Origin of the sequence: Plantibacter auratus, assembly GCF_050587365.1 — a bacterium.
GTDB classification, from domain to species: Bacteria; Actinomycetota; Actinomycetes; order Actinomycetales; family Microbacteriaceae; genus Plantibacter; species Plantibacter auratus.
This window is the reverse complement of the sequence record NZ_JBOBFV010000001.1, coordinates 828,807-846,073: the sequence shown is the minus strand read 5'-3', so window position 1 is coordinate 846,073 and position 17,267 is coordinate 828,807. Positions and strand designations below refer to the sequence as shown.

At 69.5% G+C, this 17,267-nt stretch carries 17 protein-coding genes and 1 tRNA gene; 12 read left to right on the top strand and 6 right to left on the bottom strand.

The features are described 5' to 3' along the window. Positions 1 to 108 precede the first annotated feature (108 nt). A complete protein-coding gene (locus tag ACQ3HE_RS03955) occupies positions 109 to 801 on the bottom strand; it encodes a phosphocholine cytidylyltransferase family protein (RefSeq protein ID WP_064296200.1) in 693 nt (230 codons plus the stop codon). A gap of 271 nt (positions 802 to 1,072) precedes the next feature. Here ACQ3HE_RS03955 and ACQ3HE_RS03950 point away from each other — a divergent pair, with 271 nt between their 5' ends. The 3 genes from ACQ3HE_RS03950 to ACQ3HE_RS03940 all read left to right on the top strand — a co-directional run bounded on the left by ACQ3HE_RS03950 (position 1,073) and on the right by ACQ3HE_RS03940 (position 4,772). Beyond that, positions 1,073 to 2,854, top strand: a complete 1,782-nt coding sequence (locus ACQ3HE_RS03950) for an ABC transporter ATP-binding protein (RefSeq protein WP_430891406.1) — start codon at positions 1,073 to 1,075, stop codon at positions 2,852 to 2,854. Beyond that, complete coding sequence (locus tag ACQ3HE_RS03945) at positions 2,830 to 4,401, top strand: hypothetical protein (protein ID WP_159878286.1); 1,572 nt, start codon at positions 2,830 to 2,832, stop codon at positions 4,399 to 4,401. The genes ACQ3HE_RS03950 and ACQ3HE_RS03945 overlap by 25 nt, the downstream gene beginning before the upstream one ends. Before the next feature lie 95 nt (positions 4,402 to 4,496). Beyond that, entirely contained in the window at positions 4,497 to 4,772 is a 276-nt protein-coding gene (locus ACQ3HE_RS03940) for a DUF3039 domain-containing protein (RefSeq protein WP_064296346.1), read from the top strand. 43 nt (positions 4,773 to 4,815) lie between these two features. On the opposite strand, the gene ACQ3HE_RS03935 is transcribed toward ACQ3HE_RS03940, so the two are convergent. Further along, the gene (locus ACQ3HE_RS03935) at positions 4,816 to 6,144 is read right to left on the bottom strand and encodes a nicotinate phosphoribosyltransferase (RefSeq protein WP_430891404.1); all 1,329 of its coding nucleotides are present in this window, start codon (positions 6,142 to 6,144) and stop codon (positions 4,816 to 4,818) included. Between the two features lie 87 nt (positions 6,145 to 6,231). Here ACQ3HE_RS03935 and murI point away from each other — a divergent pair, with 87 nt between their 5' ends. The 4 genes from murI to ACQ3HE_RS03915 all read left to right on the top strand — a co-directional run bounded on the left by murI (position 6,232) and on the right by ACQ3HE_RS03915 (position 9,428). Then, positions 6,232 to 7,077, top strand: coding sequence for a glutamate racemase (gene murI, locus ACQ3HE_RS03930; RefSeq protein ID WP_071260977.1), 846 nt, complete (start codon positions 6,232 to 6,234; stop codon positions 7,075 to 7,077). Continuing rightward, entirely contained in the window at positions 7,070 to 7,804 is a 735-nt protein-coding gene (gene rph / locus ACQ3HE_RS03925; RefSeq protein WP_064296204.1) for a ribonuclease PH, read from the top strand. Before murI ends, rph begins: the two co-directional genes overlap by 8 nt. Further along, positions 7,804 to 8,439, top strand: a complete 636-nt coding sequence (rdgB, locus tag ACQ3HE_RS03920) for an RdgB/HAM1 family non-canonical purine NTP pyrophosphatase (protein ID WP_430891402.1) — start codon at positions 7,804 to 7,806, stop codon at positions 8,437 to 8,439. The genes rph and rdgB overlap by 1 nt, the downstream gene beginning before the upstream one ends. Before the next feature lie 77 nt (positions 8,440 to 8,516). Then, complete coding sequence (locus tag ACQ3HE_RS03915) at positions 8,517 to 9,428, top strand: cation diffusion facilitator family transporter (RefSeq protein ID WP_430891400.1); 912 nt, start codon at positions 8,517 to 8,519, stop codon at positions 9,426 to 9,428. A 53-nt stretch (positions 9,429 to 9,481) separates the two neighbouring features. Here ACQ3HE_RS03915 and ACQ3HE_RS03910 read toward each other — a convergent pair whose 3' ends face one another. Together ACQ3HE_RS03910 and ACQ3HE_RS03905 are read right to left on the bottom strand one after the other, a co-directional pair. Next, positions 9,482 to 10,228, bottom strand: a complete 747-nt coding sequence (locus ACQ3HE_RS03910) for a DedA family protein (RefSeq protein WP_085510558.1) — start codon at positions 10,226 to 10,228, stop codon at positions 9,482 to 9,484. Positions 10,229 to 10,280: 52 nt separating this feature from the next. Further along, positions 10,281 to 10,362: transfer RNA gene (locus tag ACQ3HE_RS03905), tRNA-Leu, on the bottom strand. Positions 10,363 to 10,605: 243 nt separating this feature from the next. Here ACQ3HE_RS03905 and ACQ3HE_RS03900 point away from each other — a divergent pair. Continuing rightward, positions 10,606 to 12,519, top strand: a complete 1,914-nt coding sequence (locus ACQ3HE_RS03900; RefSeq protein ID WP_430891398.1) for an anthranilate synthase family protein — start codon at positions 10,606 to 10,608, stop codon at positions 12,517 to 12,519. 68 nt (positions 12,520 to 12,587) lie between these two features. Here the strand turns inward: ACQ3HE_RS03900 and ACQ3HE_RS03895 are convergent, their stop codons facing one another. Beyond that, the gene (locus ACQ3HE_RS03895; protein WP_430891396.1) at positions 12,588 to 13,331 is read right to left on the bottom strand and encodes an NAD(P)H-hydrate epimerase; all 744 of its coding nucleotides are present in this window, start codon (positions 13,329 to 13,331) and stop codon (positions 12,588 to 12,590) included. Positions 13,332 to 13,438: 107 nt separating this feature from the next. On the opposite strand from ACQ3HE_RS03895, the gene ACQ3HE_RS03890 reads away from it, so the two are divergent. Then, the gene (locus tag ACQ3HE_RS03890; RefSeq protein WP_430891394.1) at positions 13,439 to 13,711 is read left to right on the top strand and encodes a DUF2277 domain-containing protein; all 273 of its coding nucleotides are present in this window, start codon (positions 13,439 to 13,441) and stop codon (positions 13,709 to 13,711) included. Positions 13,712 to 13,736: 25 nt separating this feature from the next. On the opposite strand, the gene ACQ3HE_RS03885 is transcribed toward ACQ3HE_RS03890, so the two are convergent. Then, positions 13,737 to 14,129 carry a barstar family protein gene (locus tag ACQ3HE_RS03885; RefSeq protein ID WP_430891393.1) on the bottom strand — a complete coding sequence of 131 codons (393 nt, stop codon included), beginning with the start codon at positions 14,127 to 14,129 and terminating at the stop codon, positions 13,737 to 13,739. Positions 14,130 to 14,225: 96 nt separating this feature from the next. On the opposite strand from ACQ3HE_RS03885, the gene ACQ3HE_RS03880 reads away from it, so the two are divergent. Genes ACQ3HE_RS03880 through ACQ3HE_RS03870 form a run of 3 tightly spaced genes read left to right on the top strand, consistent with a single transcriptional unit; the run spans position 14,226 to position 17,256 of the window. After that, positions 14,226 to 15,455, top strand: a complete 1,230-nt coding sequence (locus tag ACQ3HE_RS03880; protein WP_086473620.1) for a TadA family conjugal transfer-associated ATPase — start codon at positions 14,226 to 14,228, stop codon at positions 15,453 to 15,455. Then, the gene (locus ACQ3HE_RS03875; RefSeq protein WP_159878302.1) at positions 15,452 to 16,321 is read left to right on the top strand and encodes a type II secretion system F family protein; all 870 of its coding nucleotides are present in this window, start codon (positions 15,452 to 15,454) and stop codon (positions 16,319 to 16,321) included. The genes ACQ3HE_RS03880 and ACQ3HE_RS03875 overlap by 4 nt, the downstream gene beginning before the upstream one ends. Next, a complete protein-coding gene (locus ACQ3HE_RS03870; RefSeq protein ID WP_430891391.1) occupies positions 16,318 to 17,256 on the top strand; it encodes a type II secretion system F family protein in 939 nt (312 codons plus the stop codon). The genes ACQ3HE_RS03875 and ACQ3HE_RS03870 overlap by 4 nt, the downstream gene beginning before the upstream one ends. Positions 17,257 to 17,267: the final 11 nt, after the last annotated feature.

The window sequence follows — 17,267 nt, the reverse complement described above, 5'->3', positions numbered from 1 at the left end:
CGTTTCAGCAGAAGAACTCACGGGACCAACCTTATCGAGGCGACGCAGGAACGCCGCCCGCGACGCTCAGCGTCGGGACGGCGTTCGTGTGCGATGTGGACGGGGCCCTCAGACGAAGAGGTTCGCGCGCTCGAGGTCCTCGGCGAAGTCGACCTCGACCGCGTAGAGGTCGGAGATGTCGACCGGCTCGACGAGCATGCCTTCGCGCTCGATGGCGAGCTCGATGCCGCGCTCGAAGTAGTCCTGGTCGCCGACCTTGGTCAGGTAGCGGTGCAGCATCGTCTTGTCCTGCGACGAGATGTAGTTGATGCCCACGGCCTCTCCGAGCCCGCCGACGACGGTCTTCGAGAGCTCCTTGATGTAGCCCTCGGCGCTCGTCGTGTACTTGACCTCTTCGTCGGACACCTTGGAGGTGTTGACGGTCACGAACGAACGGTCCTTGGCGATCATCGCGGCAGCGCGGTCGAGGACGGCCGGGTCGAAGACGACGTCGCCGTTCATCCAGAGCACGCCGCCGGCCTGAGACGCCGCGAGGGCGCGCATGAGGCTCTTCGAGGTGTTGGTCTGGTCGTACTGCTCGTTGTAGACGAAGGAGGCGTCGGGGAAGGCCTCGATGATGTGCTCGAGCTTGTAGCCGACGACGATCGTCACCTTGGCGCTCGCTCCGAACGCGTGGTGGATGTTGTCGAACTGCTGCTGCATGATGGTGCGGCCGTCGCTGAGCTCGGTCAGGGGCTTGGGAAGCGAGCGGCCGAGACGGCTGCCCATCCCTGCGGCAAGGATCACTACCTGGGTGGTCACGTTGTTCTCCTCAGTGTGGGTATGGAATCACGCGGTGCCACGATGCTGTGGACGATTCACCGAGGATTAACCAAGACGTGCATTGAAAGACACTCCGTTATGCCAAAATACAGGCTAGCCGCGGTGAACTCCGTCTGTCAGGGGTTCCCAGGGTCCGTTGTCGTTTTGTGATCGACCACCCGGCGTTTACACAGCTTGGGGGAGATGTGTCAACCGTTCATCCTGAGACTCCGCTGTCCGCTGCGGCCGCCGCTGTTGGTAGGTTTGCTTGGTGACTTCCACGACTCCGCCAGATCCCGCTCAGCAGCCCGCGCCTGCCGACGGCACGTCGACGAGTCCGGGCACGCCGAACCCCGCCGACGCCGCTGGTGCACCTGCGCCGACGAACGCTTCCGACGATCAGGGCGCTGCGACGCCGACGGTACCGAAGCGCGCACCCCGCTCGACCACGCCTCGGGCTTCCGGAACGGCGAAGGCCCCGGCGAAGCGGCCGAGCACGCCCCGCACCCGCACCACGTCGGCGAGCGAGACCTCGGGCGAGTCCGGGGACGCGACCACACCAGCACCGAAGGCGACCACGGCACGCTCGACGACCGCTCGGACCTCGACGGCGAAGACCACGGGCACCAAGTCGACGACGGCGCGCACCACCGCCGCGAAGCGCACGCCCGCGAAGTCGGCTGCTGCAGCCGGTGGTGCGGAGGGCACTGAGTCGGCCGAGACGACCACCGCCCCGAAGGCGCCCAGGTCGACGACGGCGCGCCCCGCAGCCGCGAAGCCGGCGACCAAGGCCGCAGGCGCCAAGACGACCACCGCCCGGACCTCGACGACGAAGTCCACGACGGCCCGGACGCCGGCCAAGCGCACACCGGCGCGCACCAGCGCCGCGAAGCAGACCGAACAGACCGCCGCCGCGGTCGCCGGTGTCCTCGACGAGGTCAGCGCACCGGGATCGGTCGACCGGGCGACGACGTCGACCGCGCCCGAGCCGTCTTCCCGTGAAGCCGCCGACCGGATCGCCGTCGACGAGCCTCGGCTCGACGACGCGCGGACCGAGACCCCGACGAACGCTTCATCCACCGCCGAGCAGGCTGCGGACGACACGGCTCCGCAGACGACGCCGGCACCGTCGGAGTCCGTGTCGGTGGCGCCTCCGCAGGAGGAGGTCGTCGCTCCGGCGGCAGCCCCCAAGCGTCCTGTCGGTCGTCCCGCGGCGACCCCGCCGTCCGCCGCCACCTCGTCGCCTGCGGCGACGACGGCGCAGCGCACCGAGGCTGCCGACGACGGCGCACATCCCGTCGTCCTGTCGATCTCGGGACTCGTCAAGCAGTTCGGCGACACGGTCGCGGTCGACGGCGTCGACCTCGAGGTCCGCCGGGGCTCCTTCTACGGCATCGTCGGGCCCAACGGCGCCGGCAAGACCACCACGCTGTCCATGGTCACGGGTCTCCTTCGTCCCGACGCAGGGTCGATCACCGTCCAGGGCGTCGACGTCTGGCAGGATCCCGCCGGGGCCAAGCGGGCGATCGGTGTGCTGCCCGACCGGCTTCGGCTCTTCGACCGCCTGACCGGCAGCCAGCTCCTGTACTACTCCGGCGTCCTGCGGGGGCTCGACCCCGCGACCGTCAAGTCGCGGACCGCCGATCTGGCCCGTGCCTTCGGTCTGGACGACGCGCTCGGTCGTCTCGTCTCCGACTACTCGGCGGGCATGACGAAGAAGATCGCGCTGGCAGCCGCACTCATCCATTCGCCGCGGCTCCTCATCCTCGACGAGCCGTTCGAATCGGTCGACCCGGTCTCCGCGGCGAACGTCATCGAGATCCTCCAGCGGTACGTCGCCAACGGCGGAACCGTCGTGCTCTCGAGCCACGGCATGGACTTCATTCAGCGCGTGTGCGATCACGTGGCCATCATCGTGCAGGGCAAGGTGCTGGCCGCCGGGTCCGTCGACGAGGTGCGCGGAACGGGCACGCTCGAGGAGCGGTTCGTCGAGCTCGCCGGGGGCCGCAAGTCGGCAGAGGGAATGGAATGGTTGCACAGCTTCTCCGACTGAAACTGCAGCTGACGCTCAACGCGTTCCGCCGCAGCCCCTGGCGACTGGTCGGGCTCGTCCTCGCGATCGCGGTCGGCGTGTGGATCGTCGTGCTCGCGAGCACCGGTCTCGTCGCGCTGCGCGGCGGCGATCCGGAGGTCACCCGCAACCTGCTCGTGCTGGCCGGATCGGCCGTCGTCCTGGGGTTCATCATCCTTCCGCTCGTCTTCGGCGTCGACGATCAGCTGGATCCTCGGGCGTTCTCGCTCTTCGGGCTGCCCAACCGCACCCTGTCCGCAGGCTTGCTCGTGACAGCGCTCGTGTCGGTGCCGTCGCTCGTCCTCGCCGTCCTCGCGGCCTCGTCGGTGGTCACCTGGTCGCGGTCGCCGCTGCCCGCCGTCCTCGCCGTGGTCTCCGCGGTCCTCGGCGTGCTGCTCTGCGCGCTCCTGGCCCGGATCGCCACCTCGATCTCCGCGAGCCTCCTCTCGACGCGTCGCGCCAAGGAGGTCATGGGTGTCCTCGGGCTGGTGCTCATCATCGCCGTGGCCCCGGCGATCATCGCCCTCACCACCGTGGACTGGCAGCGCGACGGGTTCGCCGTCCTCGGCCGGGTCGCTGACATCCTCAGTTGGACCCCGCTCGGCGCCGTCTGGTCGTTCCCCGGTGATGCCGCACTCGGTGGCATCGCGCCGGCGATCGTCAAGCTGCTCCTCACCGCGGCGACCATCGCCCTGCTCTGGTTCGCCTGGCAGGCGTTCGTCGCCCGACTGCTCGTGGCGCCGGAACGCCTCGGGACGGGCCGCGACAGCACCGGTCTGGGCTGGTTCGATCTGCTCCCCGGTTCCCCGTCCGGAGCCATCGCCGCTCGGAGCATGACCTACTGGCTGCGCGACCCTCGGTACCTCGTCTCCCTCGTGATCATCCCGATCGCGCCCTTCATCTTCTTCGTGCCCATGCTCGTCGCCGGCATCCCGATGAACGTCCTCGCACTCGTCCCACTCCCGGTCGTGTGCTGGTTCCTCGGCTGGCTCCTGCACAACGACCTCGCCTTCGATTCGACCGCGGTCTGGTTGCACGTCGCCTCGGGGGTCCGCGGACGATCGGATCGGATCGGCCGGCTCTTCCCGGTGCTCCTCATCGGCATCCCGCTCATCGCGGTCGGGTCGACGCTGAGCATCCTGTTCTACGGCGACTGGGACGCCCTGCCGTCCATGATCGGCGTGAGCACGTGCCTGTTGTTCAGTGGTGCCGGTATCGCGAGCTTCGTGTCCGCGCGGTTCCCGTACCCGACGTCGCTTCCCGGCGACAGCCCGTTCCAGCAGCCGCAGGTCCCGGGCAGCAGCGGTATGTCCGCACAGTTCCTGAGCCTGCTCGGTACGGTGCTCCTCACGATTCCCGCCGGCTGGCTGGCCGTGCTCGGGCTCACCGGTGAGCCGAACTGGAACTTCGGGGCACTCGCGGTCGGTGCCGGTACGGGCATCCTGGTGCTCGCGATCGGGATCTTCGCCGGCGGTCGCGTCTTCGACCGTCGCAGCCCCGAGATCGTCGGCTTCGCCAGCTCGCACTGACCCGACGTCGGCGACCGGATCGGCCCGCAGGAGACCCGGGTGCCGTCCGGCGGTACCATGGAGCCATGGCGCAGCATGACAGCACGAAGCAGCAGATGAGCACGATCGATCCCGGTGGCACGCCCGACGGTGGGAGCACGGCGATCATGGATCGTGAGCTCGAGGAGCTGATCGAGAGCGAGAACATCGAGCCCGGCGATCACGAGCGGTTCTCGCACTACGTCAAGAAGGAGAAGATCCTCGAGTCGGCGTTGAGCGGCAAGCCGGTGAAGGCTCTCTGCGGCAAGAAGTGGACGCCGGGTCGCGACCCCGAGAAGTTCCCGATCTGCCCGGCCTGCAAGGAGATCTACGAGAAGCTCCTCCGCGACTGAGCTTGGAGCGCACCGCGGCCGACGCTGAGACGCGTCGTCGCGGTCAGCCTTCGAGGTAGACGGTCGGGAGCACGGGGTCGCCGCGGGTGAGGCTGACGGCCCGGGGTGGCAGTTCCGCCACGGCCTGCGCCCGGTGTTCCCTCGCCTGGCGCGTCCCCGCGGCGCCGAGGTACTGCTCGTCCACGAGTCCGCCTTCGACGAGCTGGACCATCAGGGGGCGTTCCGAGGCGGCGTCGGCTGCTCCCTCGTGTTCGCCCGCAGGACCGTCGCCGAGGTAGATGCGCTCCTCGCGGGCGACCCCGTGCCGGTCGTAGGCGCGGGCAGCGGTCTTGCGGCCGCCGACGGTCGCCTTCTCAGCCGACTTCTTCGCGACGCTGATCCAGTCACCCTGGTCGTCGCGGTGCGCGACGAGCTTGTAGACCATGCCCATGGCGGGGGAGCCTGAGCCGGTGACCACGGAGGTGCCGACGCCGTAGGAGTCGACCGGAGAGGCGGCCAGGGCCGCGACGGCGTGCTCGTCGAGGTCGTTGGTGACGGTGATGCGGGTCGACGTGGCGCCGAGCTCGTCGAGGAGGCGGCGGACCTGGTCGACGACGATCGGCAGATCACCGGAGTCGATGCGTACGGCTCCCAGCTCCGGGCCGGCGAGGCGTACGCCGAGTCGCACGGCCTCCTCGATGTCGTAGGTGTCGACGAGCAGCGTGGTCCCGGCGCCCATCGTGTCGATCTGGGCTCGGAAGGCGTCCTCCTCGGAGTCGTGCAGGAGGGTGAAGGAGTGCGCGGCCGTACCCATCGTCGGGATGCCCCAGCTGCGTCCGGCCTCGAGGTTCGAGGTGGCGCTGAAGCCGGCGATGTACGCCGCCCGGGCCGCGGCGATGGCCGACCGCTCGCCCGTCCGACGGGAGCCCATCTCGGCCAGGGGACGGCTGCCCGCCGCTGAGGTCATGCGCGCGGCGGCCGTGGCGACGGCGCTGTCGTAGTTGAACACGCTGAGCGCCAGGGTCTCGAGGATGACGGCTTCGGCGAACGTGCCCTCCACGACCAGGATCGGCGAACCGGGGAAGAAGACCTCGCCCTCGCGGTAGCCCCAGATCGATCCCGAGAAGCGGTAGTCGGCGAGCCAGTCGAGCGCCGTCGTGCTGACGACGCCCTCATCGCGCAGCCATTCGAGTTCCGATTCACCGAAGCGGAAGTGTTTGAGCAGTTCGAGGAATCGGCCCGTGCCGGCCACGACGCCGTAGCGGCGGCCGCCGGAGAGGCGTCTGGCGAACAGCTCGAACAGGCACTCCCGATCCGCGGTGCCGCGGTGGAGGGCGGCGTCCAGCATCGTGAGTTCGTATCGGTCGGTGAGGAGAGCTGAGGACTCGTGCACCCGTTCAGCCTAGCCGCGAGCGTGCTGGGAACGTGGTGATCGGTCGGTCCGCGACGTCCATCGGCAGGGGCGGTAGGCTGGGTCATCGTGAACGACGCACCCATCGGCATCTTCGACTCCGGCGTCGGCGGACTCACGGTGGCGAGAGCGGTCAGCGACCAGCTCCCCGCCGAGTCCGTGATCTACATCGGCGACACGGCCCACTCGCCCTACGGCCCGAAGCCCATCGCCGACGTGCGGCGCTACTCGCTCGAGGTCCTCGACTCGCTCGTCGACCAGGGCGTGAAGATGCTGGTGATCGCTTGCAACACCGCATCGGCGGCGATGCTCCGCGACGCACGCGAACGCTACTCGGTCCCCGTGGTCGAGGTGATCCAGCCCGCTGTGCGGACCGCGGTCCGGAGCACGAGGAACGGGCGCATCGGCGTCATCGGGACCGAGGGCACGATCAACTCGCGGGCGTATCAGGACCTCTTCGAGGTCAATCCCGAGCTGACGGTGTTCGGCCAGGCCTGCCCCCGGTTCGTGGAGTTCGTGGAGGCCGGCGTCACGACCGGCCCCGACCTCCTCGAGGCCGCGGAGGAGTACCTGGCCCCGCTCCGGCACGCCGGCGTCGACACCGTCGTCCTCGGATGCACCCACTACCCCTTCCTCAAGGGCGCGATCAGCTACGTGATGGGTCCGCAGGTGTCGCTCGTCTCGAGCGACACCGAGACCGCGAACGACGTCTACCGCGTGCTCGTCACCCGTGACCTGCTGCGCGACAGCAGCGAACCTGCCACCCACCGGTACGAGGCGACCGGGAGCAGTGCCGACGACTTCATCGCCCTCGCCAACCGTCTGATGGGCCGGGAGATCTCCACCGTCTCGCTCGTCCAGACCGGCGTCATCGACCTTCCATCCCACCAGTTCGAGGAGCACATCCATGAGTGACATCGCGCGCGCCGACGGCCGCACCAACGACCAGCTGCGTCCCATCACGATCGAGCGCGGTTGGAGCGAGCAGGCCGAGGGTTCGGCACTCATCAGCTTCGGCCGGACGAAGGTGCTCTGCACGGCCTCGTTCACCAACGGCGTGCCGCGCTGGCTGAACGGCAAGGGTCGCGGCTGGGTCACCGCGGAGTACGCGATGCTGCCCCGTTCCACCAACGAGCGGATGGACCGTGAAGCGGTCAAGGGCAAGATCGGCGGTCGTACCCACGAGATCTCGCGACTCATCGGTCGCAGCCTCCGCGCCGTGATCGACACCAAGGCCCTCGGCGAGAACACGATCGTCATCGACTGCGACGTCCTGCAGGCGGATGGAGGCACCCGCACGGCGGCGATCACCGGCGCCTACGTCGCCCTCGCCGATGCGATCGAGTGGGCGCGCGGTAAGAAGTTCATCTCGCAGAAGGCGTCGCCCCTCACCGACAGCGTCTCGGCCGTCTCGGTCGGCATCATCGACGGCGTGCCCATGCTCGACCTCGCCTACGTCGAGGACGTGCGCGCCGAGACCGACATGAACGTCGTCGTCACCGGCGGCGGATCGTTCGTCGAAGTGCAGGGGACGGCCGAGGGCGCCCCGTTCGACCGCCGCGAACTCGACTCCCTGCTCGACCTCGCCGTCGGTGGCGCTGCGTCGCTCAAGGCCATCCAGTTCGAGGCCCTCGGACGCTGATGGGCGTCGAGATCGTCCTCGCGACGCACAACCAGCACAAGGTCGAGGAGTTCCAGCGGCTCGTCAGCCGCGACGTCCCCGGGATCACGGTCCTCGCCTACGACGGCCCGGAGCCCGTCGAGGACGGCACGACCTTCAGCGAGAACGCGTTGATCAAGGCGCGGGTCGCCGCGGCCCACACCGGCTCCATCGCGCTCGCCGACGACTCCGGCATCGGCGTCGAGATCCTGGGTGGATCGCCGGGTATCTTCTCGGCGCGTTGGGCCGGCTCGCAGCACGACTCGACCGCGAACCTCGCCCTGCTCCTCGATCAGCTGCGGGACGTGCACGAGGAGCATCGTGCCGCCTGGTTCGCCTGCCACCTCGCCCTCGTGGTGCCACCGGGGATCGATGGGACGGAGCCGTTCGAGCACGTCGCCGTCGGCGCCTGGCGCGGAACCCTCGCGACGGAGCCGAGCGGGACGAACGGCTTCGGCTACGACCCGGCGTTCATCCCGGACGGTGAGCAGCGGACGGCGGCGGAGCTGTCACCGGCGGAGAAGAACGAGCTGAGCCACCGCGCGCTCGCCTTCCGAGCACTCGTCCCGGTGCTGCAGCGGCTCGTGCCCGAGGGGCCCGCCTCGACCACCAGCTGAGCATGATACTCAGGACCATTCCTATCTCGGCATGAACCCTTCCGCGGGCGCTGGGAAGCTCCTACGGTTGATGCATCATGGGTCACGATCACGCACACGCCGGCACCGCCAACCGCAGGAGACTCGCGGTGGCGATCGCCATCATCGCGACCGTCCTCGTGGTCGAACTCGTCGGCGCCTGGGTGAGCGGTTCGCTGTCCCTCCTCGCCGACGCCGGGCACATGCTGTCCGACCTCACCGGGCTGATCATCGCGCTCGTCGCCACGATCGTCGCCGCCCGACCGGCCACCGACCGGCAAACCTTCGGGTATCAGCGCGCGGAGGTGTTCGGAGCGCTCATCAACGCGCTCATCCTGATCGCCGTCGCGGTGTCGGTCCTCATCGAGGGGGTGTCCCGCCTCCTCGAGCCGGCGGACGCGGAGGTCAAGAGCCTTCCGATGTTGATCGTCGCCGTCATCGGTCTCGTGGCGAACCTCGCCGCCCTCCAGGTGCTGCGCGGCGGCCGTGACACGTCGATCAACATGCGCGGTGCGTACCTCGAGGTCCTCGGCGACCTCCTCGGTTCGATCGCCGTGATCATCGCCGCGGTGGTCATCATGGTGACGGGTTTCGCTCAGGCCGATGCCATCGCGTCGCTCGCGATCGCCGCGATGATCGTGCCGCGGGCGTGGTCGTTGCTCCGCGACGTCGTCCACGTCCTCAGCGAGTCCGCACCGTCCGACACGGACGTGCAGGAGATCAGGGACCACCTGCTCGGCACCGACGGTGTCGTCGCCGTCCACGACGTCCACGTCTGGCAGATCACGTCCGGACAGCCGGTCTTCTCAGCACACGTCGTCGTCGATCAGGAGGTGTTCGCCGATGGTGGCACGGGGGAGCTGCTCGACCGTCTCGGTTCGTGCCTCCACGACCACTTCGACGTCGAGCACTCGACGTTCCAGCTGGAACCCGAGGAACACGCCTCGCACGAGGAGTCGCACCACCGCTGACGCGTGGGCGGTCCGGTTGTCGCGATCGCTCGTGCGAGCGTCGCCACCGGTGATCAGACCGTGTCGTTCCCGCGGTCGCGCTTGAAGACGTCCTGGTCGGCGAGCTTCGAAGCCGCGGCCCGACGCTCCTCCTCGGTGATGGTGCCCTGCAGCGCCTTCGCCTTCCGGCTGGACTGGATGTAGTGCCAGGTGGTCGGGATGAGGGTGAGGACGACGGCCCCGATGAGGATGACGTCGATGTAGTTCTGCACGAAGGTGGCGACCGGGGGGATGTATCCGAGCAGGTAGCCGAAGAAGGTGAGCCCTGCGCCCCAGATGAGCGCGCCGATGAGGTTGTAGAGCGAGTACTTCTTGTAGTTCATGTGGCCGATGCCTGCCGCGACCGGGGCGAAGGTCCGGACGATCGGGACGAAGCGCGCCAGGATGACCGCGAGGGCGCCGAAGCGCTCGAAGAAGGCGTTCGTCCGCTCGACGTTCTTGATGCTGAAGAGGCCGGACTCCTTGCGTTCGAACACCTTCGGCCCGAGCTTGTGCCCGATGAGGTATCCGACCTCGCCGCCGAGGAACGCGGCGAACCCGATCGCGAGGCAGACCCACCAGATGTCGATCTCGATGACGCGGGCGGAGCCGAACGCGAGGAGGCCGGTGATGACGAGCAGGGTGTCGCCGGGGAGCAGGAATCCGACGAGGAGGCCGGTCTCGGCGAAGACGATCGCGCAGACCACGACGAGGGCCCAGGGACCGACGGCCGTGATGATGCCCTCCGGGTCGAGCCAGGGGATGAGGGCGGTGTGGACCATGCGGAGCTCCTGCTGTAGGGGGAGGGATGGAACGGCGTACGACGATGTCGCGTGCGGGAGAAGGGACTTGAACCCTCACGCTCGAAAGCACAGGAACCTAAATCCTGCGTGTCTGCCAATTCCACCACTCCCGCGGCCCGCTCAGTCTACGGGAGCGAGGTCGGGAACGTCCTGAGCTTCGGGGGAGGAGCCGCGGCCAGCGCAGCCCGGGTCGGCCCGTGTATGCTCGGCTCCATGCGAACGACGTGTGCAACGAGCTGGTGGCCCGCCTCCTAGGCGGACCGCGCACGTGCACACACGACGACTCGACCGCCTGACAGGGCGGTCGTTCTCGTTCGGAGGCCCTGTCGGATCGGTCCCAGCCTGAGGACACCACCATGACCACCCTGCTCCACCGCGTGCTGCACGCCGGCCCCGACTTCCCGTTCGCGGTGCTCCGCCGACACGGCAGCGACACCGTCGACCTCTACACGGGCGACGTCGTCGACGTCGAGTCGCTCGCCGACATCCCGCTCGGATCCGCCGGTGACGACCACCAGCCCGAGGTCCTCACCCTCGTGCCCTATCGCCAGGTGCGCGAGCGCGGCTTCGCGGCGATGGACGACGGCGCTCCGCTGCGCTGCCTCGTGGTGAGCGAGCGTGAGACGGTGACGCTCGACGAGCTGCTCGAGCGACTCCCCGCCGACGCGGTCCCGCTGGTCGACGGCGGGTTCGACGTCTCCGACGAGGACTACGCGTCGATCGTGCGCCGCGTCATCGAGGATGAGATCGGACGCGGCGAGGGCGCCAACTTCGTCATCCGCCGTGAGTTCACCGCGACGACCGAGGTACCGGCCGAGCGCGCCGTCCTCGCCTGGTTGCGGGCGCTCCTGTCGGGGGAGACCGGCGCCTACTGGACCTTCGCCGTGCACACGCCGGGCGTCTCGATGGCCGGTGCGACGCCCGAGCGCCACGTCGCGGTCGCCCGCGACGCGTCGACCGGTGAACGCACCGTCACCATGAACCCCATCAGCGGCACCTTCCGCCACCCGCGCTCCGGCGCGACCGGCGACGACTTCCGCGCGTTCCTCGGCGACGTCAAGGAGACGGAAGAGCTCTTCATGGTCGTCGACGAGGAGATGAAGATGATGAGCCGGGTGTGTGCCTCCGGTGGACGCATCCTCGGCCCCTACGTGAAGCAGATGTCGCGCCTCACCCACACCGAGTACCTGCTCGCCGGGACGAGCGAACTCGACGTCCGCGAGGTCCTGCGGTTGACGATGTTCGCACCGACGGTCACCGGCTCGCCCATGCAGAACGCGTGCTCGGTGATCGCCCGCCATGAGCGGAACGCGAGAGGCTACTACTCCGGCGTGCTCGCGCTGTTCACCCCGGTGGGCGACGGTGACTACGAACTCGACGCACCGATCCTCATCCGCACCGCCTATGTCGACGACGCAGGCCTCGTCCGCGTTCCCGCCGGTGCGACGCTCGTCCGTCACTCGGATCCCGAGTCGGAGGTCGCCGAGACGGCGGCGAAGGCGGCCGGCGTGTTGACCGCGCTCGGCGTCATGGCGCCCGCCGAACTCGGCCCGACCGTCGACCTCGCGGCGGAACCCGGAGTGCAGGACGCGCTCCGAGCGCGGAACGAGCGGTTGGCGTCCTTCTGGTTGCAGCCGCAGCACCCGGCGCCCGTCGGTTCACTGTCGGGCCGTACCGCGGTCATCGTCGACGCCGAGGACGAGTTCACCGCGATGCTCGCCCACCAGCTGCGCCACTTCGGGATGACCGTCAGCGTTGAGCACTGGTCGGCGGTGACTGACGCACTCGTGGACGTCGACCTCCTCGTCGCCGGCCCGGGCCCAGGCGACCCGCTCGACCTCGCCGACCCGCGCGTCCGCCGGATGCACGAGATCGTGTCAGCGCGCCTCGCCGCCGGAGCGCCACTGCTCGCCGTCTGCCTGAGCCATCAGGTGCTGGCGATCCAGCTCGGGCTGCCGATCGAACGCCTCGACGCGCCACGACAGGGGCTGCAGCTCGACCTCGACCTCTTCGGTGAGCAGTCGCTGATCGGGTTCTACAACACCTTCACCGCACGGCAGGCGGGTGAGGCTCCGGTCGGTGGGGTCGAGATCGCCGCCGATGCGGCGTCCGGCGACGTGTTCGCGATGCGTGGTCGTGGGTTCGCGTCGGTCCAGGGGCACCTCGAGTCGGTGCTATCGCGCGACGGGCTCCGGACCCTCGGCTCGCTCGCGGGCCACGCGCTCGCGGGTGTCGCGTCCGGGCGATCGGCTGCCGCCGTCGGTTCCTGAGCGTCAGGCACTGCCTTGGTGGTCGGTGTTGCCGATCGCCCAGGCGACGGGCCGGGCTGAGCAGTCGGTCAGGCGTCCGCCTGGTCGAGCGTCGTGAACGGCGTGACGTCGGCCAGCTGCGGCCCGAGACCGATGTCGATGAGGCGGACGTCGCCGGCGTAGGCCGAGCCGGGTGGGATGAGGAGCCCGGCCTTCACCGCGCCGAAGGTGACCGTGACCTCCGCTGGCAGGACAGCACCCTCGGGGACGCTTCCCTCGTCGGGGTCGATGCCGCTCGGGACGTCCACGGCGACGACGGTCGGTCCGCCGGCGTTCTGCACGACCGGCAGGACCGCCTCGACGATCGCCTTCGGCGCACCGCGCAGGGTGGGGTTCCGGCTTGCCCCGATCCCGAAGACGGCATCGACGACGATCGCGGCGCCCTTGGCCTCGTCGGCGGTGTCGTCCGGCTCCGCGGGCGAGTTCATGAGGAAGCGGACACCGGCCTCGACCGCCGCGGCGTAGCCCGCCTCGTGGGCGTGGTCACCGGTCCTGGCCACGACGAGGTCGAGCGGGACGTCGTCCGGACCGGTCGTGCCGGCGAGCTCCGCCGCCGCGAAGAGGGCGTCGCCACCGTTGTCGCCTGAGCCGACGAGCAGCAGGATCTTCCAGACGTCGGGTGCCTCGCCCTCGAGGCCCTCCGCGCGATCGGCGAGGACCGTCCGCAGTTCTTCGGCGAGGCCGTGGGCGGCTCGCGCCATGAGTGGTTCCCCTGCGTCCAAGAGTGGTGCCTCTGCGGCTCGGACCTGGTCTGCGGTGTAGCCGTTGATCATGGCGCCCACTCTTCCGGCTCGGGTCGACCGCCGCAAGCGGTTGCGGCGCGGGACCAGCACCGGAATCACCTCTGGATCCTGGCGTGCGCCGGGGCTACCATGCCTGCATGTGCCGGAACATCCACACCCTTCACAATTTCGAACCGGCGGCGACCGACGACGAGGTCCGGGCCGCGGCGCTCCAGTACGTGCGGAAGATCAGCGGGTCGACGAAGCCGTCCCAGGCGAACGCTGAGGCGTTCGATCGAGCGGTCGCGGAGATCGCCCACATCACCCGCCATCTGCTCGAAGACCTCGTGACGACCGCCCCGCCGAAGGACCGCGAGGTCGAGGCGCAGAAGGCGAAGGAGCGTTCGGCGAAGCGGTTCGCGACGGTCTGAGCGCGACCGCCGGTTCCACACCTGGTCAGGCGAGTTCGAGTCGGATGTCCGGGTGGCCGGCGAAGACCTCGAGGAGGAGATCGAAGTAGGTCTTGCCGCGGCCGGCGTCGAGGTCGTCGAGCTGCGCGGTGATCCGGGCCGTGTCGAACGGTGCGCCCCGCTCGAGCTTCTCCTGCAACCAGGCGCGGGTGGCCGTGACGCCGAGTGCGGCGCGACTCGCGTCGTGGTCCGTCCAGACGAAGTGCGCGTCGTCGAGATCGCGGAGCGAGCCGATTCCGCCGTAGAGGACGTCGTCGAGGGCGTCGAGGCTCGGGCCGAGATCCCAGTCCTCGTCCTGCGTCACCAGCTCGTTCATCACCTCGTAAAACGAGGCGATGTCGTGGATGCGGGAGCCGTCGATGCGGAAGGTGGTCGGCACGCTCCCCGAGCCTAGTGACCGGTCAGGGACGGGTCGAGCGGGTGGTGCTGTGGATAACTTCTGCGGGGTGTGGTCGGTGTTCGTCAGGATGGCGGCATGGGGACAGCGGCTGAGATCATCACGGCGCGCGTGCGTGACCGGGTGCGTGAGGAGTTCGGGGAGCCGGGTCGGCGTGGGGGAGCGGGGCGGATCGCCCGCGAGGAGGTGCGTCGATACAACGAGCGGGCGTTGAACGACACGACGCCGCTCATCGACGATGAGCACGGGATGACGAGCGAGGTGCTCGCGGCGGTGACGGGGTTCGGGGCGATCCAGCCGTTGCTCGACGATCCGGGTGTCGAGGAGATCTGGATCAACGAGCCGACCAAGGTGTTCGTCGCCCGCGGTGGGGTGTCGGAGCTGACGGACGTGGTCCTCGGCGAAGGTGATGTCCGCGATCTCGTGGAGCGGATGCTGCGCGCCACCGGTCGACGGGTGGATCTCGCGAACCCGTTCGTCGACGCGTCGCTTCCGGACGGCTCGCGGCTGCACGTCGTCATCCCCGACGTCACGCGTCGGCACATGTCCATCAACATCCGCAAGTTCTCCGCGCGAATCCGCGACCTCGGTCAGCTCGTGGCCGCAGGGTCGATCAGCTACCAGGCCGCCGAGTTCCTGCGCGCGAGCATGACCGCGGGGGCGAACCTGCTCGTGTCGGGCGCGACGCAGGCCGGCAAGACCACGATGCTCGGCGCCCTCATCGCCTCATTGGACCCGGCCCTCCGCATCGTCACAGTCGAGGAGACCTTCGAGCTCGCGCCAGGCAACCGCGACGTCGTCGCGATGCAGTGCCGGCAGGCCAGCCTGGAGGGCACGGGAGAGATCACGCTGCGTCGGCTCATCAAGGAGGCGCTCCGGATGAGGCCGGACCGCATCGTCGTCGGCGAGGTCCGGGAGGCGGAGAGCCTCGACCTCCTGATCGCCCTCAACAGCGGGTTGCCCGGGCTCTGCAGTATCCACGCGAACTCCGCGCGCGACGCGATCGGCAAGCTCTGCACGCTGCCACTGCTGGCGGGCCGGAACATCGACTCGGGGTTCGTGCGCCCGGCCGTCGCCTCGTGTGTCGACCTCGTCGTGCACTGCGAGCTCGACCGGTCCGGACGCCGACGGGTGGCGGAGATCATCGCGGTCGGCGGGAGCGGGGAGTCCCACACGATCGAGGCCTCCACCCTCTTCGAGCAGCGAGACGGAGAGCTCCGCGCGACCGGTCGCTTCCCCCTGAACGACGCCAAGTACCGTGCGGCCGGGATCTCGCTCGCCTCGATCCTCGCCGTCGGCGAGCGATGAGTCTCGTCGTCGGAGCGGTCCTCGCCGCAGGCCTCCTCCTCACCGTCGCACCCTGGTGGTGGCCGGACCCGGAGCCGCTGCGCGACACCCTGGAGCGGTGGAGGCCGGTCGCTGCGCTCCGCGAACTCCTGATCCTGGCCGGTCTGCCCGGTCGGTACTGGGCGGCCGCCATCGTGGTCTCCGTCCTCGCCGGTCTCGTCTCCGGCGCGGTGGTCCAGGCGCTCTGCCGCGTCCTGCCGTTGAGCGCCGTCGTCGCTGTCGCCGGACTCGTCGCCCCGGTGATCGTGCTCCGAGCCCGCGCCACCTCTCGACGTCGCCTGCAGCGGGGACTGTGGCCGGATGTCGTGGACCACCTGTTGTCCGCGATCCGGTCAGGTCTCTCGCTCCCGGATGCGGTGGCCGCGCTCGACACCGTCGGACCCGCACCGCTCCGCCCGGCGTTCGCCGCGTTCAGCGCCGACTACCGTGCTGCCGGCCGCTTCGCCGACGGCATCGACGACCTGAAGACCGCGCTCGCAGACCCGGTCGCCGACCGCATCCTCGAGACGGTGCGCATGGCCCGCGACGTGGGAGGCACGGAACTGCCGGCGGTGCTCCGAGCGCTGTCCGCGGGGCTCCGTGAGGAGTCGGCCATCCGAGCCGAGGCCGAGGCGCGACAGTCCTGGGTGGTGAACGCCGCCAGGCTGGGCGTCGCGGCACCCTGGGCGATCCTCCTGCTCCTGTCGTCCCGGCCGGAGGCCTCGGCCGCCTACAACTCCCGGGAGGGAGCGGTCCTGATCATCGCCGGCGTCGTGGTCTCCGCTCTCGCCTACCAGGCGATGCTCCGTGTCGGACGCCTCCAGCCCGAACGACGGTGGTTCCGGTGAGTGCAGACGGAGCGTGGGCCGTCAGCCTCGGAGCGATCCTCGGGGTCGGCCTATGGGCGCTCGCGATGCTCCTGCCGGCACTCGGACGACCGCGGCTCGCGGACCGCATCGCCCCCTATATCGCCGACCTCTCCAGCGACGCCCGCTCGCAAGCCGCGCGCCGCTCGACCGACCCGCTACCGGTCCTCGGGACCCTGCTGGTCCCGGTCCTCCGCGCCGTTCGATGGTCGCTCGGCCTGGTCGGCGCCGATCAGGAACTCGTCATCCGTCGATTGGGTCAAGCCGGGGGACCGACGCTCGAGCGGTACCGACTGCTGCAACTCCTCTGGGGGCTCGGCGGCTTCGCGGTCGCCGCGGCGCTCGCCGTGTTCTCCTTCAGCAACGGACGGCTGCCGCTCCCGTTCGCAGCACCGCTTCCCGCGCTCGGGGCGGTGGCCGGAATCGTCCTCCGCGACCAGCTGCTGGCGCTCGCCGCCGGTCGGCGCCTCGCGCGGATCGAGGAGGAGCTGCCGACGGTGCTCGAGTTCCTCAGTCTGAGTCTCGCGGCCGGTGAAGCGATCACGGACGCGATGGACCGCGTGGCGCGCATCGGGTCCAGCGGGGAGCTCGGCAGGGAGTTCCGCCGGGTGATGGCGGACGTCTCCACCGGTATCCCGTTCGCCGCCGCACTCCGGCAGTTCGAGGCACGACTCGCGATGCCGATGCTGTCGCGATGCGTCGACCAGATCCTCGGTGCGCTCGAACGCGGCACACCGGTCGCAGCCGTGCTCCTCGACCACGCACACGACGGACGCGACACCGCCAAGCGCCGTCTCCTCGAATCCGCCGGGAAGAAGGAGGTCGCGATGCTCGTGCCCCTCGTCTTCCTGATCCTGCCACTGTCCATCATCATCGCCGTGTTCCCCGGGGTATTCGTGCTCCGGACCGGCTTCTGACGAAAGGTTCC

Bases quoted from the DNA above. Each gene is read 5' to 3' on its own strand.
- ACQ3HE_RS03945 (WP_159878286.1), top strand. From the start codon at position 2,830: ATGGTTGCACAGCTTCTCCGACTGAAACTGCAGCTGACGCTCAACGCG.
- ACQ3HE_RS03940 (WP_064296346.1), top strand. From the start codon at position 4,497: ATGAGCACGATCGATCCCGGTGGCACGCCCGACGGTGGGAGCACGGCG.
- rph (WP_064296204.1), top strand. From the start codon at position 7,070: ATGAGTGACATCGCGCGCGCCGACGGCCGCACCAACGACCAGCTGCGT.
- rdgB (WP_430891402.1), top strand. From the start codon at position 7,804: ATGGGCGTCGAGATCGTCCTCGCGACGCACAACCAGCACAAGGTCGAG.
- ACQ3HE_RS03915 (WP_430891400.1), top strand. From the start codon at position 8,517: ATGGGTCACGATCACGCACACGCCGGCACCGCCAACCGCAGGAGACTC.
- ACQ3HE_RS03910 (WP_085510558.1), bottom strand. From the start codon at position 10,228: ATGGTCCACACCGCCCTCATCCCCTGGCTCGACCCGGAGGGCATCATC.
- ACQ3HE_RS03900 (WP_430891398.1), top strand. From the start codon at position 10,606: ATGACCACCCTGCTCCACCGCGTGCTGCACGCCGGCCCCGACTTCCCG.
- ACQ3HE_RS03895 (WP_430891396.1), bottom strand. From the start codon at position 13,331: ATGATCAACGGCTACACCGCAGACCAGGTCCGAGCCGCAGAGGCACCA.
- ACQ3HE_RS03890 (WP_430891394.1), top strand. From the start codon at position 13,439: ATGTGCCGGAACATCCACACCCTTCACAATTTCGAACCGGCGGCGACC.
- ACQ3HE_RS03880 (WP_086473620.1), top strand. From the start codon at position 14,226: ATGGGGACAGCGGCTGAGATCATCACGGCGCGCGTGCGTGACCGGGTG.
- ACQ3HE_RS03875 (WP_159878302.1), top strand. From the start codon at position 15,452: ATGAGTCTCGTCGTCGGAGCGGTCCTCGCCGCAGGCCTCCTCCTCACC.